The organism is Spirosoma harenae (assembly GCF_054776975.1).
Window position 1 is genome coordinate 126426 of the sequence record NZ_BAAHBD010000031.1, and the last position, 23539, is coordinate 149964.

Here is a 23539-nt window from a genome sequence, read left to right on the forward strand (position 1 = left end):
AAAAAATAAATCCGTAAGCCGCCAACAATCTACCAACGGATTCGTTAGTTACGGATATCCCAGCCCCAATTGAGCTTACTACGCAGCGTATTCAGGAAGTTGTCGTCGCTAAGTTTGACCAGTCGCGCTTTAAACGTTTCCTTCTGCAGACTGATCCGAACCGATGTTTCGACGGTGAACGAACGTGAATCCAGGGCAGCTAGAAAATTACCACTCCGACTTTCAACCTCAAAGGCAAACTGACAGGTATCCATCACAATCATCGGTCGAACGTTAAGATTGTGCGGACTAATGGGCGTAATAATAAAGCTATCGGTATGCGGTAGTAATACAGGTCCTCCGCAACTGAGTGAATACCCCGTAGAGCCAGAAGGAGTTGATACAATAAGGCCATCGGCCCAATAGGAGTTCAGGAACTCGCCATCGAGATAGGTATGCACTGTAATCATCGACGACGTTTGTGTGCGAGTAATGGTGAAATCATTTAAGCCAAATGGCAGATTTCCGAAAATATCCTGACTCGACCGGACGCTCACTAACGTCCGTTCATCGATGCTGTATTGCTCGTTAAACAAGGCATCAATCATCAGTCGAACGGAAGCGGGCGCTACCGTCGCCAGAAAACCAAGCCGACCAATATTAATTCCGATAATTGGTATTTCACGCGGGCCAACGTGTGTAACGGCATCGAGCAGGGTACCATCCCCTCCCAGACTAAAGATGAAATCTGCATCCGTAACTCCATCTTCGACCGTGTAGGTAGCCTGGCTATAATGTGCTACGCCCGCATTATCCAGAAACTCACGATAACCTTGTGATATAATTACCTCGGTTTGTCGTCGGGCCAGTTCCTCAAACATGGACTGGATATAAGGACGGGCCGATTCGGGAAAGTTGCGCCCGTGAATGGCGATTTTCATGAAAAAAAGCGAAGGGCAGAGGGCAAAGGGTAAAGAGGTCCTTGCCCTCTGCCCTCTGCCCTTTGCTAATTTACGTATTTAGATAACGAAGTAATGAATCGAGTCGCTCCTGATCGATACTTTCAACGGGGGCGTTAGCAAAAGCGGCTTCAATCTGATAGCCAAAGCGTTCGAGCGTTGACAGAACGGGCGTAATATCCCGTCGGTTCAGCTTAAGCGTCAATCGCGAGCGATCGGGCATGCCATAAGCGGCACTGGAATAATAACTGCTAATGATCTTTACATTGTTGGACTCGATCAGGCGACTGATTTCGGCCATCGAGTAATCACGCTCATTCAGGTTTAAAATGAGAATGGCGCCTACATCCTGCACGCCCAGCTCCTGAGCAAATTGCTTTAACAGTTCATTCACCGAAATCGTACCGATAAACTCCCGCCCTTCATTCAGTACGGCAATTACCTCCATCTGGTGCTGCAGAACCAATCCTAATATTTCAAACAGGTGCTGATCTTCCAGAACATAAAGCTGTTCGAACAACCGCATTGTGATTCCCACAGATTGTTCGTCATCACCAGCATCCATCAGCAATTCTTCGCTTACAATGCCCCGATAATCGCCCTCATTGATTAAGGCAAGTTGTCCAACACGGTGTTCCTGCATCCACTCCAGCGCCTGTCCGACTGAGTCGGTTGGCTTCAGGGCCGGAAGCATGGGATCTATTAGTTCGGCAGCCAGCATAGATAATCGTGTGTAGTGTCGTAAAAACAGAAAACTGTTGCCAGAAAACTACAGAAAATCTTCCATAGTTCAAATCAACCAGAAGTAAGTGCTGGCAATTCGCCTACTTCCACTAGTCTACTAATTCGCCAACCAGATGCTGCGCGAGCCAGCCATCCAGCAGTTCATTGAACCGATCCGGGCATTCCATCATAGGAGCATGGCAGCACTTGTCAATAAAATACAATTCTGAATTGGCAATTAACCGATTGAATTCATGGCCAACCTCAGCCGGGGTAATCGTATCGTTCAATCCCCATACCAGCAACGTTGGTACCTGAATCTTGTGCAAATCCTTTGCCACATTATTCCGTTGCGCCGATTTAGCAATGGCAACAATGCTCATGCACTTGGGAATACTGCTGGTGATCTCAAACACTTCATCAATCAACTCTTTTGAAGCTACTTTCGGATCGTAGAACGTATAGGCTACTCGTTCGGCAATGTAGTCGTAGCTACCACGTTTCGGGAACGACCCACCCATACCATTTTCGAATAATCCCGAACTACCTGTAAGCACTAAGCCGCGCACTTGATCGGGATTTTTGAATGTATACAAAATGGCTAAATGACCACCCAATGAGTTACCCAACAATGTCATATTGTGCAGATTTTTCTGCACAACAAACTTTTCGATAAACGCGACCAGCCCTTCCAGACTAGCCTGCCGAAGTGGCATTTCGTAGATTGGCAATAACGGAATCACAACCCGATAGCGACTCGAAAAGGTAGTAATAACACTATCCCAGTTGCTAAGCGCGCCAAACAGCCCGTGCAGTAACAACAGTACGTCGCCCTCTCCTTCGTCGACATAACGAAATCCGGCTTCCTCTTTGATGGTATAGCTCATACGAATTGTGCGGTTAAGGTTGTGGTGGTATTTAATCTAGTAGTATTAACAACGACAAAGTCAATCCAGTTTTTAATTAATTGCATTCCGTATTGGGTCAAAGCGGCTTCCGGATGAAACTGCACCCCCCAAACTGGTAATGACTGATGACGAAAAGCCATCAATTCATTCTGTTCGGTAACAGCTGTAGCGACTAACATTTCGGGCAGATCGGTCAGTACCAGTGAGTGATACCGGGTTACTCCAAAATGCGATGGTAAGCCCTGCCAGAGTACATCATCTGATCGCGTGCGGATAGTCGATACTTTGCCATGCATAGGTTGACGAGCCGGGCTTAATCGAGCGCCAAAAAATTCGCCAATAGCCTGATGCCCAAGACAAACGCCCAACATGGGTACGCGATTGTGATAATAACGAATGATCTCCCTAAGTTTGCCAGCATTCTGAGGAATACCCGGTCCCGGTGATAGAACCACGGCATCGACTGGCTCTTCGGTTAATCGATCCCATGATTCGTTGTTTCGAACCACTCGGCACGTAGCACCGGCCTGCTGGAGATAATCTACCAGCATGTAAGTAAATGAGTCGAAATTATCAACAACCAAGAGATTCACGTAGTTATAACACAGGAAACTGCCGTAAAATTACTACTTTCTAAAAAAAAGCAACAACCCAGAAACCTTATCACTTGTTTTTCAGAATATTAACAAATCATTAACTTGAAAATATCCAAGTTATATAAAAAAAATACTACACTATACGATGTCGTTCAATTCTCCTGACCCGGCTACTGCTTCAGTCGATTCGCCTGTTATCATCATTGGTGCTGGTATAGCGGGTTTAACCTGTGCTGTCTATTTGAAACAAGCCGGCATTTACGCACTCCTGCTTGAAGCCAGCGATGCAGTAGGTGGGCGCGTTCGCACCGATCAGGTCGATGGTTTTCTACTCGACCGGGGCTTTCAGATTCTTCTGACTGCGTATCCGGAAGCGCAACGGCTACTCAATTATTCGGCGCTCGATCTTCACGTCTTTCGCTCCGGTGCCTTGATTCGAGATCAAACTGACTGGCTAACTCTACGAAACCCACTTCAGGAACCAAGCGCCCTATTTGAAACCCTAACGTCGTCAGTTGGAACGTTGGGTGATAAAATACGAATCGCTGAGTTGATGCGGCAAACGCAGAGCCTTTCCATCAACGAACTGTTTCATCAGACACCCACTACTACCCAGACGTTTCTGAAGGAGTTTGGTTTCTCCGATCAAATCATTGATCGATTTTTTCGACCATTCTTTGGGGGTGTCTTCCTTGAAAATCACCTAAATACGTCCAGCAATTTCTTCGAGTTTTGCTTTCGGATGTTTTTTAAGGGAGAAGCAGCCATCCCTGTCAAAGGAATCGGAGCCATCGCCGATCAACTGGCGGCACAATTAACACCTGGGCAGATTTGGCTAAACAGTCCCGTACGCCAACTGGAAGGAAAGACCGTACAATTGGATTCGGGTAAAACGCTTACTGCCAACGCTGTTGTATTAGCCGTAGACGGTATTCAGGCGGCTGCCTTGCGAAAAAGCAGTGGACTCAATGATTCGGCACTTCCTTCGTTTAATCAAACGATCTGCACCTATTTTGCAGCTCCGAAATCACCTAGTTCTGAAAACGCTCAAAAGTTATTAATCCTGAATACCAATCGCAATTCTGTTGTGCATCACCTGGCGGTCCTGAGCGATGTATCTCCCAGTTACGCACCAGCCGGACAAAGCCTGATATCGGTCAGCACACAGGGTATTGAATCCTTGAATGAAGCAAAACTTACTGAGCAGATTTGCCAGGAATTAACGGGATGGTTCGGAGATACTGTAGCACAATGGCAGCATTTGAAAACCTATAAAATTCCCAACGCTTTGCCCACTTACAGTCCAGAACAGTCAGGGGATGGTCTTCACCGGCAACCGCTTCAACTCACGGACTATCTTTACCAGTGTGGCGATCAGACAGCGTACCCATCCCTTAATGCAGCTATGCAAACAGGCCGTGAAGTTGCAGAAATGATTAGTGGTAAAAGGAGATAAAAAATCGTCCATCATAATGCCTGGCACTACAATGGACGATGGATAAAACGCTCAAAAACGTTTCTACAATTGACTTACTGTTTCGTACTGAGCTGATCCAGAAGCAGATAACGCGAACGATTCTGTTCGGTTTCTGATCGGGTATTAACGTCAATCTGCATAAACTGAACACCTTTATCACCACTCACTGGTGACCATTTAGGCAAACCCGTTCCGTTTGGGTTGCCGGTTTTGATAAAGTTGGCGAAGTAATTCTGCATAATCTCCGACACCTTATAATCATCAGGCGTCCAGGCATAAACTTTATTGCCGGCCAGATTGCCCATAGCATACTCGATTTCAGCCGAGTGTACGGCCCCGCGAGCGGGTGGCATTTTCATGGCTGCCGCATCGCCCCCTTTTACTACGCCACCGGCCAAACCAGGAGCAGCATCGCCCATCGATGCGACCATGGCCGGACGTGGACGTGAATACAAGTACCGATATACAGGCTTGCCGCCCGTTTTCGCCTGAATATCCGACCAGCGCCAGGTGCTGTATCCAATAAAGCGATCACTAGCCAAATCGGTTGCTACTTGTGCAACCTGCTCGTCAGAAGTAGCTGGATACGCTTTCAAAATTTGATCGGCTTGTTCTTTATACAGCTTTTTAACGGCAGCCGTATAGCCTTCTACTGTTGGCTTTTCTCCACCCAGGATTGCCCGGTAATTCATTTCTTCCGAATTCCAGCCAACTAGCAAGGGCACATGAGCCTGTTCGCCAGCCGCAAACATATCAGCAGGAGCTTTGGGGAAGAAATATCCATCAATAGCCGACGTAAACCAGGGAATACCTGGCTTTGCTGTTGCTTCAAGTAATTTTTCGGCTGACATTGCCCGCAAGTCGGCCAGCGAATTAGCCCCAACTGCCGTCGCGAATTTTACGCCCATTTCTTCAGCGGCCGACAGTGGTGAAGGAGGCAATGTACCTAGTAATGAACCGCTTTCACCAATGGCACCAGCAATCAGATTTCTCGATAAAGGTGATACCATTTGGGCACTAACCGAAACCGAACCAGCAGATTCGCCCGCAATTGTTACCTTTTTCGGATCACCACCGAAAGCAGCTATGTTTTGCTGCACCCAACGCAGGGCTGCACTTTGGTCCAGATAGCCATAATTGCTTGATGCATGATGGGGTGATTCTTTGGTTAATTCAGGGTGCGCCATGAAACCAAATACGCCAAGGCGGTAATTCACGGTCAGGGCCACAATACCTTTCTTTGCCATGCTTTCGCCATCGTACCGCCCTTCTGAACCGTCACCGGCGACAAATCCTCCTCCATAGAAATACACCAATACCGGCAATTTCTCATTGGCCGATTTAGCAGGCGTCCATACATTCAGATACAGGCAATCTTCGCTCATACCATCCGACCGGAAACCCATATCGCCAAAAATAGGGCGCTGCATCGCACGTGGGCCAAAATGATCGGTCTTGCGGACGCCTTGCCAGTTTTTAACGGGTTGGGGCTCTTTCCAGCGCAAATCGCCAACGGGAGGAGCTGCAAATGGAATCCCTTTAAACGCACGGATACCACTTGCTTCTGTAACGCCTTCAACTGCACCGTTGGCCGTTTTGATTTGCGGGCCCGACTGACCGTTTGCCAGATAGACAGATTGCGTTGCTACCAAGGCAATCGTAAGGAGGGTTTTCATTGTCATAACCGTAGTAATTCATGTATTAAGGACTGTTTTTATAACTGCCCTTCCTTAAATCAGGCAGTAAATTAAGAAATAAACCCTATTATTGTCTCAATTTGTTACAATAATAAAACCTTCCATTTGAGTCGCCAAATTTTTTGTTAGCAGCGACTCAAATTTAATCCAATGGACGATCGACTGACATCGGAAGAAACGACTCCTGACTGGGCAAACTTTTTGCCCGGAATCGCTATCGATACCGTAATTTTTGGTTTTCATCAGACCCAGCTTAAGGTCCTGCTGCTGAAATACCATAATACGGGTCTGGTAGCCCTACCAGCTGGCTTTGTCCAATCGACTGAAAATCTGAATCATGCAGCCCGACGTGTTTTAAAAGAAAGGACGGGTCTGTCGGATATTTACCTCGAACAGTTCTATGTCTTTGGCGATTTCGACCGATACGATCCGGCACCCATGCGAGCCATTATGGAAGCCAAAGGCATGACGCCCGACGACGATCACTGGCTTCTCCGTCGGTTTATATCTGTCGGTTATTATGCGCTGGTCGATTTTACGAAAGCCGTTCCAATTCCCGACATTTTATCAGATAGCTGCGATTGGTACGATTTAAACACCCTTCCTCCATTGATGATGGATCACCAGAAAATTGTTCAAAAGGCTCTCGAAACATTGCGATCTGACCTGGATCATAAACTTGTCGGTTTCAGGTTGTTAGGCGAAACGTTTACGATGGCCGATCTGCAAAATCTGTATGAAATTATTCTAGGCGAGAAACTCCACCGGTCAGGATTTCAGCGTAAAATGCTTGGTCTGGGAATTCTGGAACGTCTTGATAAGCACTATAGCGGAGGAGCTCACAAAGCCCCCTATCTCTACCGATTTTCAGCCGATGGGCGAAAAGACGAATCTATAACGGACACATAATGTCTATTTTCCCTACCTTTGCGCCCCTTTTTTGTGGATTTCGTCAAATCCGACCACGATAAACTTCAAGCAATATAGGGATGGCAACTGTTTCCTGCGGAATCGATTTTGGTACGTCAAATTCAAGTATTGCTATCGCACAAGATGGCAACATCAGTCTTGTGCCTGTTGAAAATGCCCATGTAACCATTCCAAGTGCCATTTTCTTCCGGCGAATCGACAACATACCTTTTTATGGCCGAACAGCGGTTTCACTGTTCTTTGATCGGCAGGAAGGACGGTTTATGCGGAGTTTAAAACGGGTTCTTGGCACCTCGCTCATGAAACAGGGAACGCTCGTCAACGGAGCATCCATGAACTTCTCAACCATAATCGCTGCTTTTTTAAGTCATATAAAAGCAAAAGCTGATTTGATAGCTGGTCAGGAAATTGACTCCGTTGTGATGGGTCGCCCCGTTCACTTTGTCGATAACGATCCCGCAGCGGATGAACGCGCGCAGGCCGAATTGCAAGCTATTGCGCAACGGATTGGATTTAAACATATTGATTTTCAATTTGAACCAATAGCAGCTGCCTTTGCTCACGAGACGAAAATCAAAGGAGAAAAACTGGCCATTGTGGCCGATCTGGGCGGGGGAACATCCGATTTTACCGTCATCCGATTGTCAGACCAGTATATCCATAAACCGGATCGCTCGTCGGATATTCTGGCCAATACGGGCGTTCGGGTTGGCGGAAATGACTTTGATAAAGAGTTGAGTTTAGCGGCTATTATGCCCGAACTAGGCTACCGAAGTACGTACGGCGACAAGAACCTGGAAGTACCGTTAAAACCATACATCGACCTGGCCGAGTGGAGTAAAGTTAATTTTCTGTACACGCCCAAAACGATTATGCAGGTTCGGCAATTGCTACATCAATCACACGATAAAAAACGCTACCGACGGCTGTTGCAGGTACTCGAAAACGAAACTGGGCATACCGTATTAGCTTCTACCGAAGAATCGAAAATTGCTCTTTCCAGCCATCAGGAATACAATACGTCACTTGATTTTATTGAAAGTGATTTTTTCATACCCATTTCCAGAGTTCTATTCGAACAGGCAATTCAGGATGATGTCGACAAAATAGCGTCTTCTGCCCGCCAGTGTCTTCAGGATGCCGGAGTCAACAGTAAAGCGATTAACCTGGTGATTCTGACAGGTGGTTCTACAGAAGTTCGGTCAATACAAGCCACCTTTAAGGCCCTATTTCCCAATGCATCCATTGCCGACGAAAACAAACTTTCCAGCGTTGGCCTTGGTCTCGCCTATGATAGCCAATACAAATTCGGGAGATCAGCCAATCTAGTATAGAAGGGTTTATTAGCTACGGCAAATTGATTTGACATACATATTCGCCGAACTCCCATGTCTGTGTCCTCACAGACACCCGTGCGTCAGCCAGCGCTATCCTCCGGCAGGGGTCTGTGAGGACACAGACCTTGGAAATGAAAATGGTTTCTGTTCGTTTCGGCGCTTAATTTCGTCAAACCAATAAGTGATGGGCTAATAAACTTGTCCTATACTCTCTATGAGTAGGTTAGCTCAAAAATCGGTTTCTTACCGAAAAAGAAGCTCTATGAAGGGATTCGTCTCTACCTTCTCCATTTGCTCACTGATTGTTTTCTTTTGTACAACCTCTGTAACGTACGCTCGTATTGTACGAATCGAAATTACGGCTATCCAATCTCCGACGTTTGAGCGAAAGGTTTTTGGCCAAGTGGGTGCGTATGAAAAATTGCGTGGGAAAGCCTACGGCGAACTCGATCCGAATAGTCCTGAAAATGTGCTGATTACCGACCTTAACCTGGCTCCGAGAAATGCGAAAGGAATGGTTGAATATTCAATGGATATTTATATTCTCAAACCGATTGATCTGGGCAAAGGCGCCCATAAACTCTTCCTGGAGGTCAATAATCGGGGTGGAAAGTTGTTCGGCGGATTTAACAAAAGCAGTGGCGGCAACGATCCGGCTACAGCCGCTCATGCTGGAGATGGCTTTCTACTGAATCAGGGCTACACAATCGTCTGGAATGGCTGGGACCCGTCAGCGCCTTCCTCCAATAACAACCTGACAATCAACGTACCCATTGCAAAACATACGGATGGTTCGCCCATTACAGGCCCTTCTTATGAATACATCGTTTATGATAATGGGACATCGACGAACTATACTCTCTCCTATCCTGCGGCCAATCTAGCCAAAGCAGAGGCAACACTTACCGTGCGCGACCGTCTTCAGGATACGTCTAACGCTATTCCTCCCGATGGTTGGGAGTATGTGAACGAACGTACCATTCGACTACTTCCGGCCGGAACTCCATTTAAGCAAAGTGCCATCTATGAGTTTCGCTATACCGCCCGCGATCCTGTTGTTGCCGGGATTGGATTTGCCGCTACTCGTGATTTTATATCCTTTCTCCGATACGCTACTGCCGACGATTTCGGTCATCCAAATCCATTGGCGAACGATGTTGCATTCACGTTTTCTTTTTCTATATCGCAGCCAGCCCGATATCTGAACGATTTCCAGACGCTTGGTTTCAATGCGGATGAAAAAGGCAGACGAGTGATCGATGGTATTGAAATCTGGTTGGGTGGAGGTAGTGGCATTGGCCTAAACGTTCGATTTGCTCAACCGTCGAGAACCGAGCGAAATCGCCAGAATCACCTCTATCCCGAGGGCCTGTTTCCATTTGCCTATCCCGTCACGACAGACCCATTTACCGGAAAAAAAGCGGGTCGAATCGAACGATGTCTTGCAACTAATACATGCCCAAAAGTATTCGAGATCAATTCAGCGAATGAGTATTGGGTAAAAGCTGCTTCGTTACTGCATACCGATGCTAAAGGAGTCGATTTGCCCGATCCTGAGAATGTTCGTTTTTTTCTTGTTTCAGGAGCGCAGCACGGAGCGGGAAATGGTAATTCACGCGGTATGTGCCAACAATTGCAGAATCCGACGAATGCCGAACCTTTGCTGCGGGCACTATTTATAGCGTTGGTCGAGTGGGTAACGAACGGTACAGAACCGCCTAAAAGTGCTGTACCAAGACAATCTGATGGCAATGCTGTTATAGCCATCCCACAACCGGGCTCTCAAATAGGAACTGTTCCGCAAAAAGCATTGGGCTGGCCAACAATTCCCGGCGTTACTTATACCGGATTAATCACGACCCGTTACCAGCTGGATTTTGGCTCCTCATTCGAAAAAGGTATCCTGACGAATAATCCACCGACTGTTGATAGCCGTCCAGCCTACACCAATTTTGTTTCGAAAGTTGATCAGGATGGGAATGAGCTGGCCGGTATTCGATTACCACCTGTCGTAGCCCCCACAGCCACTACAACGGGCTGGGCCTTGCGTCGGAGTGAATTTGGCGAAAACGAAGGGTGCGAAGGTTCTGGCCAGCAAATTCCTTTCAAAAATACCAAAGCCGAACGAGTAAGTATCAACGATCCGCGTCGGTCGTTGGAGGAGCGATACCAAACGCACGAGGGCTACGTACGAGCTGTGTATCAAGCCGTTAATGCGTTGGTGGCTCAACGATTATTGCTGCCTGACGACGCGCAGGAATACATCAAAAATGCCGAAACCAGTCAGATTTTGAAATAGCCTATAAAGCCACATTCATATCTTCCTGAGAAAACGCAGGATTGCCTGTTCGGAGAGAATTTGCTGTTCAGATCGGCTAATTGTGGCTTCATCGTCGCCCAATTGCGAGCCGTAATAGCCAAACTGCGCATGGTTACCACCCTGAATCTGAACGTACTCGGTTTTAGCAGGCAACTTGATTTTGTTCTGATTTACTTCTCTCAGGCTAGCTAATCCATCATTCGTAGCGCACAATTTCATGACCGGAATTGTGGTAGTAGACAAATCTATATCGCGGGGATGCGATGTACCGATCAGGATTAAACCGGCCATTTTACCGGGATGCTCGTAAACAAATTGAGCCGCCATTTTACCTCCCTGCGAATGGCCGCAAAGAACATATTGCTTTGTTGTATCAGCGAAATTAAACAGGTCATTTATCCGCTGATAGCCATAGCTGGCCATTCTCCAGGGCATTTTGATGATGTAGGTGCTATACCCGGCCTCGGCAATATGCCGGGCTAACGGTGCGTAAACCTTGGGATCAACCATAGCACCTGGGAAGAAAATCAAAACCGGCTTCTTCGCTGTTTTTGCCTGAAAGGCAATCCAGTTATCGGTTTGGCTCACCTGAATAGCATTTGTTGACACAAACGTATTCGGGTCCAGGTTATGAGGCTGATACGAAATAAAATTCCAACTAATGAAACCTAGTCCTGCCAAGACCCAAATCAAACGAAGTACATTTCGGATCGACAGCTTCATCTCGTTACGTATTAATCGGTGATTTTCGGTATTCGGATGGGGTTTTCTGGGTATGTTGCTTAAAGAACGTTGTGAAATAAGCAGCCGAACTAAAGCCCGTTTCACCTGCAATATCGGCCATCGTTTTGGTCGTTTCACGCAGTAGATATTTGGCCCGTTTCAGTCGAATTTCCGACAGGTAATCCATCACATTCATATCCAGTTGCGCCTGTACTTTTCGGTAAAGCTGCACACGTGAAAGTCCCATTTCACGACTAAGTTTTTCAACCGTAAAGGCTGGATCACTGAGATTTTTCTCAATAAGCGCCGTCAGTTCATTCAGAAATTTCTTCTCCTCCCGATTTGCCCCTGACTGTGGTACAAAATCAGAAGCAAACCGCTGTTGCCCCTTCTGTCGATTGGCCAGAATGCCCCGAATTGTTTCGATTAGGTGAGTGGTGTTGAATGGCTTGGTCAGGTATGCATCGGCTCCGGCACGAGCACCCTCAATCCGGCTTTCCAGCTGTCCCTGCGAGGTTAATAATACAACCGGAATATGTGCCGTTCGCATATCCGCTTTCACACGTTGAGTTAATTCAAGCCCACTCATTCCTGTCAACATCACATCGCTCAGAATCAGATCAGGAATGATTTCAAATGCCTGCTCCCAGCCTGCTTCACCGGTGCTTTCTGCTACAATATTAAACTCGACTCCTAAACTAGAGATCAGTAAACTCCGAAGCTCATCATTATCTTCAACCACCAACACTGTACTATTTTTCTTAGATGGTGAAACTGTTGGTTTCGTTTGTTCTACTTCCTCCTCCAGGTCGATCAGCATACGATGCTGTGCTTTTTCCGCATTCACCGAGCCCCTCATTTCATTGGGCTGCAAGTGCGAATTGCCCAACGGCAGCAGAATAGTAAACGTTGTTCCTTTATTAGGCGTTGATTTCACACTAATGTCACCCCGATGCAATTGAATAAACTCCATCGATAAGGCCAAACCAATTCCTTTCGACAGATTTAGGGGTTTGCTGCCACTGAAAAACAAATCGAACGCATGATTCTGCTCCTCATCCGACATCCCTTGTCCATTGTCTTCAACCTGAATCCGTACTTCTTTATCCAGTATATCCACACGAACGTGAATTAATCCACCTCTGGGGGTGTATTTAAATGCATTCGACAGCAGATTAACCAACACCTTATCCAGTTTTTCGCCATCGAACCAAATAGGCAATTCCGTGATTTTCGTAATCAACTGTAAATCAATACGCTGTTTATCAGCCTTTTGCCGAAAATCGTTTACGATGTCACGTATAAACGGAATCAGATCTTGTTCAGCCGCCCACAAACGTTGTTTTCCCGCATCTGCCTTCCGCAAATCCAACATCTGATCGATCAGTCTTAACAACCGATAGGCATTTTTCTGGACGAGCGCTAACGTACTTCGTAGGTCGAAAAGGCTTACATTTTTCTTTCCCAGCAGATCTTCCGTTGGTGTTAAAATCAGACTAAGTGGTGTATTGAACTCGTGAGAAATGTAGGAGTAAAACCGTAGTTTTTCTTCAGTTGCCAATCGAGCCTGTTGCGATACACGGATAATTTCGTCTTTTTGATCCCGTATATCCTGATTCTGTTCCTCAAGCTGGCGATACGCCGTTTGTTTACCCCGGTATAAATACAAAGCCCAGCCCGCCAATGTGAGTGCTATCAGTAATACGACCAGCATCAGATACAGCATATTTTTCTGCGAGATGTAAGTCTCGGTTAACTGCTCAATCTTACGACTTTGCCTCTCAATATCAGCCTGTTGACTAAACAATCTATCACTCTGTGCTTTTAGCGCGGATACATTTGAGGCATCGATCTGAACCGAACTGAGGGTTTGTTCGCGCTTTACCGACTTCCCTTCTATTATCCGCACAGCCGTTCGAATAGACTCCTCCCCTCCGGTTGGATACAAAAAGCTGGCTTTCAGAATGCCATCCGCTATAGCCTGCATACCAGCCGTGGGGCCGGGTAAGGCATCAACCCCAACAAAAGCCAATTGATTATGTAGATCAGCTTTCTTAAAAACCTCATAGGCTCCCATAGCCATCACATCGTTATGAGCGAATATGAGATTAGCCGTTTTCAGAACATCCAGTTGGTTCGCAACAAGGCGACGAACCGTATCGCGTTCCCATTGACCATTTAACTCTTTGATAACCTGAATACCGGGGAATTTTTTCAGGGCCTCACTAAACCCCAGATGTCGTTCCTGGGCTGGAGAAGAACTAGGTAATCCCCATATTTCGACAACCCGCCCCTGCCCTTTTAAATACGCCCCGACGAAATTTCCTGCCATTCGGCCAATTTCAGCATTGTTACCTCCTATATAAGAATTATACAATTCTGTATCAATTTTTCGGTCCAGCAAAATGACAGGAATACCTTTCCGAAAAACGGCTTCAATAATCTTTGTAAAGGGTTTAGATTCGTTTGGCGAGATAATTAATAGATCAATTCCCCGATCGAGGAGTGATTGAACCTGAGCAAGCTGCTTTGCTGTACTGTTGCCCGCATCTTCGTAAAGAAGCTCGTAGTCAGCATGAAACAGCAATTCGCGCTTCATGTCCAGCAACATCGTTTTCCGCCATTCATCCCCACCCGTACATTGGGAAAAGCCAATTCGGTAAACTTTGGTCTTTGAGGTCGAATCGCAGCTACTGGTACATAAACTACTTATGCAGATCAGAAAACAGCTAATTAGCTGTTTCACAGACATGTATCCACCCACATCAAATACACGACGGTTTACAAACCCTCTGAGCACATTACGCATAAAAAGTCAAGATTCCGTATCGTCAAAGATACTCTGATATGGGACTGAAAGCAATAAAACGACCCCTGGCTTATCCATAGCCATTCAGCTTTATTTACCTAATTGTAAAGCAAATCATATGCCTTACAATCAGTTAGACCGAAAAATTTATATTGCTTACAAAGGAATCGCTTGTACTATTTGTCTTTTCGATGAAAAATCAGAAGCACTTTTTGTACTATACCAGTAAATTAAAACTAAATACAGAGTCAATTATGTTTACTATATGAGAGAAGCAGATCGCACAAGAGATATATACTTATTGATTATTAACAAATTACAGAAACCATGAATACACTGAAAATAAAAAATCTGGAAAATAAACAAAGCATAGTACAACGGTTTATTTGTACTTTTTCACGTTCATCCATTCGTCAATTTATCGATCGGAATTCGGAAGTTTTTGAAGGATTAGCCCGGATGTCAACACCGTTTGGTGGTAGCATACGGCCAACTGACCGTACAATCCACACTTACCAATCCAATCAAATTCATTCTAATTATACCAATCCCATCAACACCATGACTACATTTGAACAACGTCTTGTTTTGCTACAAAATCAATTGGAGCAACTACATATTGAAGTGTCATCGCTTTTGGCCCAAACCTCAATAACGACACAACCAGCAAAGGCCTTATTTCGCACAAAACCAAGTAACTCTTCGCTTACCAGTCAAAAATCGCCAATCGGTATTCAACGGTTTCGGCAACTTCAGACAATTGACTAATTCGTCTGCCCGAATACTCAATACTTATTACCAAGCAACCTGATTGTCAGTATGTTTATAATCATTAACGTACTGACGATCAGACTATGAAAACGAGAAAGAATCCATTCGGATGGTTGCTTATCGGGTATATAATTGGCTTTGCGCTACCAGGTTCTGCCCAATATGCGCCTGTCCAATACTATACTGCACAAGTTAAGGATATCAACACGGGATCGGCCGGTTCATACGTTTCAGGCGACGGACCCAGGTCGGCAGTTCTTGGCGAAACGCTCATTTTTGCCGCCGAAACGAGTGCATACGGTGCCGAATTATGGCAAACGACTGGCACCTCAAACGCTACCGTTCTGCTGAAAAACATCAATCCATCTGGTTCGTCAACACCCGACTGGCTGACAAACGTTAACGGAACGCTGTTTTTCGCAGCCACGGGTCCATCGGGCCGTGAGCTGTACAAATCAGACGGAACCAGCGCCGGAACGATACTGGTCAAAGATATTTTTCCGTCGGGCAACTCGAACCCACACAATCTGATCAACGTAAATGGCACGTTGTTTTTCATGGCCGATAATGGCATCAACGGCAATGAACTCTGGAAATCAGATGGTACGTCGGCCGGTACGGTAATGGTTAAAAATATTAACCCAACTGGCAGTTCCGTACCGCCGTATGAGCGTAAGATGGCCGTACTCGGCAATTATCTGTATTTCGCAGCCGACGACGGTGTTACCGGCATAGAGCTCTGGAAATCAGACGGTACGTCGGCTGGTACGCAACTGGTTAAAGACATAAATCCATCCAACGGTGAGAGCCAGCTCTTCGACATGGCCACCCTGAATGGATTTCTGTACTTTGCAGAAAACAATGTTACTAACGGCACCGAACTCTGGAAAACGGACGGTACATCGGCGGGCACAGTGATGGTCAAAGACATAGTACCGGGAAGCGGGAGCAGCTATCCTGACCTGTTTGAAGCAGCCAACGGAATCCTGTTTTTCAGGGGAGCATTTGGCGGAGATACCGAACTCTGGAAAACGGACGGCACATCGGCGGGCACAGTGATGGTGAAAAATATCCATCCAACCGACTCTTCCTATCCCGCTTTACTGACAGCTGTAAATGATAAGCTATTCTTTATCACTGAGTACGGCCCTTATGGAAGTGAATTATGGGTATCGGATGGAACATCGGCAGGCACTACACTGGTCAAAGATATTACGCCGGGTAGCGGTGGTTCGCCGTTTGGTTTTTTGACAGCGATAGGAAGTCGATTATTTTTCAACAGCTTCGAACCCTGGAAATCAAACGGAACTGAATCGGGAACCAGTATGCTGAAGGATATCAATACAAGTGGCCAATCAGCCTCTCGAGGCTTCATCGGCCTGGGTAATAGTGTCTTTTTCTGGGCGAATGACGGTAGTTCTGGCATGGAATTGTATAAGTATGCGCCCTGCCCATATTGCGCTTCCTTACGGGAGGCCGTTGCAGAAGAAGGTTCAGAATCATCGTTACAGATTTCTATACTGAAAAATCCGGTCCAATCGTCAGTTACCGTTGATGTCAGTGGCACATTGAGACAGCCATTGACCGTTCAACTCGTAACGATGCAGGGCCATATTTCCGATATAAAACATATTGCTTCTCCAGAGCCTATCGAACGCATTACCTTCGACCTAAGCAATCATCCAAGCGGCCCATTACTCTTAAAGGCCATCGTCAATCAACAGTCGCAATCGATCCGCATTGTTAAAACGGATTAAAAAAAGTAAGAGTGCCGGTTTTATTTATTGTACTTTTGGGGCCATCTTTTTTGAGCAGGACTTAGGTATTTCTACGCCAGCCAGAAAGGCACAACCCATTGACAATAAACCGACTAACTCGTAATTAAAGCCTTTTTTTATGCAACAAAAGATTCGTCGTGAAGATGCTCTTGCCTATCATGCCAAAGGCCGTCCCGGTAAACTTGAAGTTATTCCCACCAAAGAATATAGTACTCAGGCAGACCTATCGCTGGCCTATTCTCCCGGTGTAGCCGAGCCTTGTTTAGCTATTGCTGAAAACCGCGAAGACGTTTATAAATACACGGCTAAAGGCAATCTGGTCGCCGTTATAAGTAATGGCACCGCCGTGCTCGGTCTGGGCGATATTGGTCCCGAAGCCAGCAAGCCCGTTATGGAAGGGAAAGGGCTACTGTTCAAGATTTACGCGGACATCGATGTGTTTGATATTGAGTTAGATACAAAAAATGTCGATGAGTTTGTGCGCATGGTAAAAATTCTGGAACCGACGTTTGGCGGAGTTAATCTGGAAGACATCAAAGCGCCAGAATGTTTTGCGATAGAAGAACGGCTCAAAGCTGAGCTGAACATTCCAATCATGCACGACGACCAGCATGGTACGGCGATTATTTCGGCGGCAGCTTTGCTCAACGCGCTGGAAATTGTTGGGAAAAAGATCGAGGACGCTAAAATTCTGGTCAATGGTGCCGGTGCGTCGGCTATTTCATGCACGAAATTATACATCGCTCTCGGGGCTAGCGTTGACAACATCGTGATGTGCGACAGTAAAGGCGTTATCCGGGCCGACCGTACTGACCTTGATGAGCGAAAGAGTCTGTTTGCAACCAAACGAAACCTCTATACGCTGGAAGAATCGTTTGTTGGAGCCGATGTATTTATTGGTTTATCGAAAGGGAATACGGTGAGTCAGGATATGGTTCGGTCGATGGCCGATAATCCGATTGTGTTTGCGATGGCTAACCCTACCCCCGAAATCAGCTACGAATCGGCTCTGGAAGCTCGTCCGGATATTATTATGGCAACGGGTCGATCTGATTATCCCAATCAGGTAAACAATGTACTGGGATTCCCCTACATTTTCCGGGGTGCGCTGGATGTACGGGCCACGGAAATTAACGAAGCCATGAAATTAGCCGCTGTTCACGCGTTGGCGGATATGGCCAAGAAGCCCGTTCCCGACCTGGTGAATATGGCGTATGGCACAGATAATCTGCTTTTTGGCAAAGGGTACATCATCCCGAAACCCGTCGATCCTCGTCTGCTCGAAACCGTAGCCCCGGCGGTAGCGAAAGCTGCTATGGAATCGGGCGTAGCGAAACAACCCATTACGGATTGGGAAGCCTACGAAAGCCAGCTTGCCCGACGACTGGGACAGGATACGCGCATTTCGCGGGTCATTAATAACAAAGCCCGTACGAATCCGAAGCGCGTGGTTTTTGCCGATGCAGAAAATCTAAAAGTATTGAAAGCAGCTCAGCAGGTGAAAGATGGCGGTATTGCTCATCCGATTTTGCTGGGCGAACGAGCGATTATCCAGGAAATAATTACCCAAAATAACCTGGATTTAGGCGATGTACCGATTATCACTCCTCGAAAGGAATTGGAACTGATTGAGCAATTTGGCGATCTGCTGTATAAAAAACGACACCGGAAAGGCTTAACAGCAGCCGATGCGCGCAAACGTATGTTATCTCGCACACATTTCGGCGCGATGATGGTTGAAACCGGTCAGGCTGACGCGCTTATTTCCGGGTTGACCCACAATTATCCTGATACCATTCGTCCGGCACTGCAAGTCATTGGGAAAGAGTCGGGCGTGAAAAAAGTGGCAGGGATGTATATTCTGCTGACGAATCGGGGGCCGCTGTTTTTCTCCGATACGACGGTCAACATGAACCCAACGGCTGAGGAGATTGTCGAGATTACCGAACTGACTGCCCGTGCCGTTGAACGGTTCAACATCAAGCCCCGCATTGCGCTGGTGACGTATTCTAATTTTGGTAGCGCCAACGGTGAAGATGCTGACAAAATGCAACAGGCTGCCGATATCCTTCAGGCCAAACACCCTGACATGATCGTGGACGGATCGATGCAAGCTCACCTGGCGTTCAACGTCGATCTGTTACGGCAGAATTATCCGCTAAGTAAGCTGGTAGATGAAGGAGCTAATACGCTTATTTTCCCGAATTTATCAGCCGCTAATATTGCGTATAACCTAATGCGTGAAGCCGCAGGACCGCGTTCAGTTGGCTTCGATGCGATTGGCCCAATTCTGCTGGGTATGCGCAAGCCAGTTTACGTATTGCAACTTGGTTCGTCGGAACGGGAGATTGTCAATATGGTGGCGATTGCGGTTGTGGAAGCGCAGGGCGTGAGTTAGTCATTTTTTGTCCAGCTGAGGAACGAAGCATCTTAAAGTAGCCTAACCAAGTGTAAGGAGAGCTTAAGATGCTTCGTTCCTCAGCTGGACAAAAAAATTATAAGCCATTTTCATTGGCAAACCGGATCAGGTCGGCCAGATTATTGATATTCAGCTTGTAATAGATATTTTTTCGGTGAGTTTTAACCGTTTCTTCCGATAGAAATAACCGTTGTGCGATTGCGAAACTTGATAGTCCCTGCTTCATCAGGACAATGATTTCTATTTCACGGGGGGATAGCTTGAATCGCTTGATAAATTCATCTTCCTCATGCAGTGAGCTATTCTTATCGCTCAGTTTTGTATCGAAATAAGGGATTCCAGCCCGTACGCTTTTCAGGCAAGCTACTAATTCAGCTTGAGACGCACTTTTCAATAAATAGCCTGTTACCCCCATTTCCCTGACTTCATCGACAAACTTTTTGTAGCTGTACATCGAAATCATAACTACCCGTATATCAGGGAATTCACCGACGATTTGCCGGGCAATATCTAATCCATTGCGATTAGGCAGGTTAATATCCAGCAGAACAATATCAGGATTTACTTTATGAATGGCCGGAATAACCGCGTTTCCGGTATACACCTGCTCAACAACAGTAAAGGGAGAGCCGTCGAATGTCAACAAATTTCGTAAACCATCATTAAATAGCTGATGATCGTCGGCAATCAGAATACTGGTAAGCGTATCATCCGAAACCATACTTCTACTTCGCTAAAGAGGCACTTCCAGGGTTGCCGTCGTACCCCGCTCTCCAGAATCGACAAGCAATTTTGAATCCAGATAGGCCACACGGGAGCGAATATTGCGTAATCCAATGCCGACCGGCTGCTCAGATTTAGACGTTTGATAACCCTGCCCGTCATCTTCGACGAGCAAAAATACCTGTTTCGGATAGAAAATCAATTGGATGGTAATATGACTCGCTTTAGCGTGTTTAATCGCATTAGTAATCAGTTCAACGGCAATTCGATAAATAGTCAGTTCGGCTTCATCATCCAGCCGTCGCTCCTCTCCATAGTGAATAAATAGAAATTCGATCGCAGAACTGGCTTCAGCTCGGCTAACAATTTCCCGAATGGATTCGGTGAGGCCAAGTCGGGTGAATTCGGGCGGCATCAGATGGTGCGAAATATGACGGAGATCAATAATCGCCTTCTCCATCAAATGAATGGAGATTTTCAGGGCTTCGGATGGGTTGGAAATACGCTGCAATCGGCCTTTAATGGTCGATAAGGTAGCACCCAGATCATCGTGTAAGTCGGCGGCTAACCGTTGGCGCTCTTCCTCCTGAGCCTGTAATACCCGCTTCATTTCGCTCCGTTGTCGACGTAATCGGTTACGGGTATAGAGCCGGACGGAAGCATAAGCGATCGATAAAATGATCATTGACAGCAGCAGTCGGAACCAGGATGTTTTCCACCAGGGCGGACGAATCGTCACTTGAATCGACGCCCCTTTTTGATTCCATACCCCGTCGTTATTCGACCCTTTAACCCGAAATACATACGTTCCGGGTTCGAGATCTGTATAGCTAATGTATCGCCTTGAGCCACTGTAAACCCAGCTTTTATCCAATCCGACAAGCTGGTAGGCATACTGATTTTTAGATGGATTTGCATAATCCAGCGCGGCAAATTCAAACGATAGAAAGTTCTTATCGTAATCAAGATCAATTGTTGACGAATTCTCCAAACCCGCGATGGGCGTATCAAACAGTTTTACCTGAGTAATCACAATTGGCGGAATATGGTCGTTCATTGCCAGACGCCGAGGATCGAAAGCAGTAAAACCGTTATCTCCGCCAAAGTAAAGTATACCATCTTTTCCCTTACAGTGCGGTCGCCGGAAGGAATTGTTTTGCTGACCGTCATTTACTTCATAATTGCGAAACGTTTTGGTTTTAGGCGAAAAACATGATAGACCCTTATAAGTGCCCAGCCATAAATTACCCTGATTGTCTTCATCAATTGAAAAAACCGAATTGTCAGCCAGACCAGCCGCTTTTGTAAAGGTCTGAAAGGTTTCCGTTTTATAATCAAATTGACATAAACCACCGCCAATAGTGCCTACCCACAGATTCCCTTTGCAATCCTGAAAAATGCTCGAAACTCCATCGGATGGGATACTGCCTGGTTTACCCAAATCGGGCCGGTAATGGGTAAATCGTCCAGTTTTACGATCGAGCCGATTGAGCGCTTTATTATCTGTACCGATCCAGAGATTTCCCCGATTATCTTCCAGCAGTTCTCTCGCGTACGCTTCACTGATCCCGGTTGTATCTTTCGGGTTGTAGGCATAATGGATCACCTTGCTCGTTTTAGGGTTAAAGCATTTAACGCCATTCGTCGTACCCAGCCAGAGCAACCCCTGTTGATCCTGTATAATCTTCAGAATCTGTATGTTATCACCAAGCCCTGGATAGCGATTTCGGTTGCAGGTTAAACAGTCAAATTCACCTGTTTTGGGGGTAAAACGCGCCAATTCACCAAAACTGGACACCCACATAGCTCCATCCCGATCTTCGAGCATTGCTTCTGCATTTCGCTTCGGAAGGCTCTTTGGATTAGTCGGATCATGGCGATAATGCGTGAACTCTCCCGTCTGTTTATTCATCCGGTTTAGCCCATCACCGGTTCCTACCCAAACGGTTCCGGATTGATCTTCGAGAATGAAACTGACAAACTTATAGCTGAGTGAATGTGGGCGAAATGGCAGAGGCCGATAATAAGCGAACGATTGCCCGTCAGGATTCGCTTTATCGACGCCTTCTCCCCATGTGCCTACCCACAACAAGCCAGAGCGATCACTAAATAAAGAACGGATATGAACACTGCTTAAACTGGCCGGATTTACCGGATCAGAACGCATTTGGGTAAATCGGCCTCGTACAGGGTCAAGTTTGAATAAACCATGATCGGGAGTTCCTATCCAGAGATTACCCTCCCGATCATCGGCCATGTATTTAAGCGACTGATTGATCGAAGCATTACTTGTTGGAGATGGATTACCAGTGTATTGATAATGCGTAAACGTTTCGGTTTTTGGGTTAAATCGATCTAGTCCATGATCAGTGTTTACCCAAATCATACCGGATCGATCTTCAAAAACTCGCCACACCTGATCGTGACTCAAACTGCGGGGATTAGCAGGATCATGGCGATAGGAAGTAAAACTAATCTTTGATGGTTTTCCCGAGCCAGCGGACGTAAAATTCATGCGATGCAGTCCCCGTTCACTACACACCCATATGGTCCCTTTTCGGTCACTACAAATAGCACTGACTATAGGCGTTACGAGTTTTCCGTTTCTTTTTTCAGCCAGCAGACTTGCATAGTTTATCGTAGAAAAAGCGCCACTTTTTTTGTCGAATCGTCGTAGTTCATCCCGCCAGTTCGACACCCAGATATTGCCTTCCTGATCTTCGCCCATCGTAAAGATGGTACCCTGACTCAGCGTCCGTGGATTGGGGCCATAATTCGTAAATTTTTCGGTTCGTGGATCAAATTTGCAGATTCCCTGACCAGCCATGCCCAGCCAAATGTAGCCTTCTTTATCCTCCAGCAGTTGATAGATTACATTACTCACCAGCGACGTAGTATCTCCGGGTATTTTTTGATAGGTCGTCATTGTATACCCGTTGTATTTATTGAGACCATTATCGGTAGCGAACCACAAATAACCGTGGTGGTCCTGAATCATAGCATGTACAATCGGATCAGAAAGACCTTGATTAACCGTGAGGTGTTCGAAGCGCAGTTCGGTTGGCTGGCCGTAACAGACCCAGCTACAGGAAAGGAATAAGAGTAAGTAGGTACAAATTACCTGAAAAGCATTTTTCATTGGTTTCCAGCTGGATAATCAATCCCTTACCTGAGCAAAACCATACACTTTTGCCAGGGCAGAACGACCAGAATTGGTTTTCATGAGGGTGGTTGAACGATAAACGCGAAAGTAATCTATGCCGATTTGCATAAAAATACCCCGAAAGGGGTACAAACTGACCTGTTTACCTCACCCCCGACCCCTCTCCTACAACAGGAGAGGGGAGCAGGTCTACATTTTTAGTCCCTCTCCTGTTGTAGGAGAGGGGT

At 46.3% G+C, this 23539-nt stretch carries 16 protein-coding genes; 7 read left to right on the plus strand and 9 right to left on the minus strand.

Features of this window, described 5'->3' with window-relative positions; genetic code table 11:
• Positions 1-44: 44 nt before the first annotated feature.
• From ACYVE4_RS28265 to ACYVE4_RS28280, 4 genes are all read right to left on the minus strand, one after another.
• Entirely contained in the window at positions 45-920 is an 876-nt protein-coding gene (locus ACYVE4_RS28265) for an NAD kinase (RefSeq protein ID WP_461043767.1), read from the minus strand.
• Positions 921-990: 70 nt separating this feature from the next.
• The gene (locus ACYVE4_RS28270; protein WP_461043768.1) at positions 991-1659 is read right to left on the minus strand and encodes a CBS domain-containing protein; all 669 of its coding nucleotides are present in this window, start codon (positions 1657-1659) and stop codon (positions 991-993) included.
• A gap of 112 nt (positions 1660-1771) precedes the next feature.
• Positions 1772-2548: an alpha/beta fold hydrolase gene (locus ACYVE4_RS28275; protein ID WP_461043769.1), complete on the minus strand. Its 777-nt coding sequence runs from the start codon at positions 2546-2548 to the stop codon at positions 1772-1774.
• Positions 2545-3162 carry an anthranilate synthase component II gene (locus tag ACYVE4_RS28280; RefSeq protein WP_461043770.1) on the minus strand — a complete coding sequence of 206 codons (618 nt, stop codon included), beginning with the start codon at positions 3160-3162 and terminating at the stop codon, positions 2545-2547. The genes ACYVE4_RS28275 and ACYVE4_RS28280 overlap by 4 nt, the downstream gene beginning before the upstream one ends.
• A 148-nt stretch (positions 3163-3310) precedes the next feature.
• Here ACYVE4_RS28280 and ACYVE4_RS28285 point away from each other — a divergent pair, with 148 nt between their 5' ends.
• Positions 3311-4621, plus strand: coding sequence for an NAD(P)/FAD-dependent oxidoreductase (locus ACYVE4_RS28285; protein WP_461043771.1), 1311 nt, complete (start codon positions 3311-3313; stop codon positions 4619-4621).
• A 74-nt stretch (positions 4622-4695) separates the two neighbouring features.
• On the opposite strand, the gene ACYVE4_RS28290 is transcribed toward ACYVE4_RS28285, so the two are convergent.
• Positions 4696-6318 carry a carboxylesterase/lipase family protein gene (locus ACYVE4_RS28290; protein WP_461043772.1) on the minus strand — a complete coding sequence of 541 codons (1623 nt, stop codon included), beginning with the start codon at positions 6316-6318 and terminating at the stop codon, positions 4696-4698.
• A 171-nt stretch (positions 6319-6489) separates the two neighbouring features.
• Here ACYVE4_RS28290 and ACYVE4_RS28295 point away from each other — a divergent pair, with 171 nt between their 5' ends.
• The 3 genes from ACYVE4_RS28295 (at position 6490) to ACYVE4_RS28305 (ending at position 10905) form a co-directional block, all read left to right on the plus strand.
• Complete coding sequence (locus tag ACYVE4_RS28295; protein ID WP_461043773.1) at positions 6490-7248, plus strand: NUDIX hydrolase; 759 nt, start codon at positions 6490-6492, stop codon at positions 7246-7248.
• Positions 7249-7328: 80 nt separating this feature from the next.
• Positions 7329-8603 carry an Hsp70 family protein gene (locus ACYVE4_RS28300; protein WP_461043774.1) on the plus strand — a complete coding sequence of 425 codons (1275 nt, stop codon included), beginning with the start codon at positions 7329-7331 and terminating at the stop codon, positions 8601-8603.
• Positions 8604-8868: 265 nt separating this feature from the next.
• Entirely contained in the window at positions 8869-10905 is a 2037-nt protein-coding gene (locus tag ACYVE4_RS28305) for an alpha/beta hydrolase domain-containing protein (RefSeq protein WP_461043775.1), read from the plus strand.
• 15 nt (positions 10906-10920) lie between these two features.
• On the opposite strand, the gene ACYVE4_RS28310 is transcribed toward ACYVE4_RS28305, so the two are convergent.
• On the minus strand, positions 10921-11649 hold the full coding sequence (locus tag ACYVE4_RS28310; protein WP_461043776.1) for an alpha/beta hydrolase: 729 nt from the start codon (positions 11647-11649) through the stop codon (positions 10921-10923).
• 4 nt (positions 11650-11653) lie between these two features.
• The gene (locus ACYVE4_RS28315; protein ID WP_461043777.1) at positions 11654-14458 is read right to left on the minus strand and encodes a hybrid sensor histidine kinase/response regulator transcription factor; all 2805 of its coding nucleotides are present in this window, start codon (positions 14456-14458) and stop codon (positions 11654-11656) included.
• A 327-nt stretch (positions 14459-14785) separates the two neighbouring features.
• Here ACYVE4_RS28315 and ACYVE4_RS28320 point away from each other — a divergent pair, with 327 nt between their 5' ends.
• The 3 genes from ACYVE4_RS28320 (at position 14786) to ACYVE4_RS28330 (ending at position 19405) form a co-directional block, all read left to right on the plus strand.
• Positions 14786-15226, plus strand: coding sequence for a hypothetical protein (locus ACYVE4_RS28320; protein WP_461043778.1), 441 nt, complete (start codon positions 14786-14788; stop codon positions 15224-15226).
• Positions 15227-15312: 86 nt separating this feature from the next.
• Positions 15313-16986 carry an ELWxxDGT repeat protein gene (locus ACYVE4_RS28325; RefSeq protein WP_461043779.1) on the plus strand — a complete coding sequence of 558 codons (1674 nt, stop codon included), beginning with the start codon at positions 15313-15315 and terminating at the stop codon, positions 16984-16986.
• Between the two features lie 139 nt (positions 16987-17125).
• Positions 17126-19405 carry an NADP-dependent malic enzyme gene (locus tag ACYVE4_RS28330; RefSeq protein ID WP_461043780.1) on the plus strand — a complete coding sequence of 760 codons (2280 nt, stop codon included), beginning with the start codon at positions 17126-17128 and terminating at the stop codon, positions 19403-19405.
• Positions 19406-19502: 97 nt separating this feature from the next.
• On the opposite strand, the gene ACYVE4_RS28335 is transcribed toward ACYVE4_RS28330, so the two are convergent.
• Both ACYVE4_RS28335 and ACYVE4_RS28340 read right to left on the minus strand, forming a co-directional pair.
• Entirely contained in the window at positions 19503-20147 is a 645-nt protein-coding gene (locus ACYVE4_RS28335; RefSeq protein ID WP_461043781.1) for a response regulator, read from the minus strand.
• 12 nt (positions 20148-20159) lie between these two features.
• Entirely contained in the window at positions 20160-23288 is a 3129-nt protein-coding gene (locus tag ACYVE4_RS28340; RefSeq protein WP_461043782.1) for a ligand-binding sensor domain-containing protein, read from the minus strand.
• Between the last annotated feature and the right edge of the window lie 251 nt (positions 23289-23539).

Coding starts and splice junctions, on each gene's coding strand:
- ACYVE4_RS28265 (WP_461043767.1), bottom strand. CDS start 920: ATGAAAATCGCCATTCACGGGCGCAACTTTCCCGAATCGGCCCGTCCT.
- ACYVE4_RS28270 (WP_461043768.1), bottom strand. CDS start 1,659: ATGCTGGCTGCCGAACTAATAGATCCCATGCTTCCGGCCCTGAAGCCA.
- ACYVE4_RS28275 (WP_461043769.1), bottom strand. CDS start 2,548: ATGAGCTATACCATCAAAGAGGAAGCCGGATTTCGTTATGTCGACGAA.
- ACYVE4_RS28285 (WP_461043771.1), top strand. CDS start 3,311: ATGTCGTTCAATTCTCCTGACCCGGCTACTGCTTCAGTCGATTCGCCT.
- ACYVE4_RS28290 (WP_461043772.1), bottom strand. CDS start 6,318: ATGAAAACCCTCCTTACGATTGCCTTGGTAGCAACGCAATCTGTCTAT.
- ACYVE4_RS28295 (WP_461043773.1), top strand. CDS start 6,490: ATGGACGATCGACTGACATCGGAAGAAACGACTCCTGACTGGGCAAAC.
- ACYVE4_RS28300 (WP_461043774.1), top strand. CDS start 7,329: ATGGCAACTGTTTCCTGCGGAATCGATTTTGGTACGTCAAATTCAAGT.
- ACYVE4_RS28305 (WP_461043775.1), top strand. CDS start 8,869: ATGAAGGGATTCGTCTCTACCTTCTCCATTTGCTCACTGATTGTTTTC.
- ACYVE4_RS28310 (WP_461043776.1), bottom strand. CDS start 11,649: ATGAAGCTGTCGATCCGAAATGTACTTCGTTTGATTTGGGTCTTGGCA.
- ACYVE4_RS28315 (WP_461043777.1), bottom strand. CDS start 14,458: ATGCGTAATGTGCTCAGAGGGTTTGTAAACCGTCGTGTATTTGATGTG.
- ACYVE4_RS28320 (WP_461043778.1), top strand. CDS start 14,786: ATGAATACACTGAAAATAAAAAATCTGGAAAATAAACAAAGCATAGTA.
- ACYVE4_RS28325 (WP_461043779.1), top strand. CDS start 15,313: ATGAAAACGAGAAAGAATCCATTCGGATGGTTGCTTATCGGGTATATA.
- ACYVE4_RS28330 (WP_461043780.1), top strand. CDS start 17,126: ATGCAACAAAAGATTCGTCGTGAAGATGCTCTTGCCTATCATGCCAAA.
- ACYVE4_RS28335 (WP_461043781.1), bottom strand. CDS start 20,147: ATGGTTTCGGATGATACGCTTACCAGTATTCTGATTGCCGACGATCAT.
- ACYVE4_RS28340 (WP_461043782.1), bottom strand. CDS start 23,288: ATGAAAAATGCTTTTCAGGTAATTTGTACCTACTTACTCTTATTCCTT.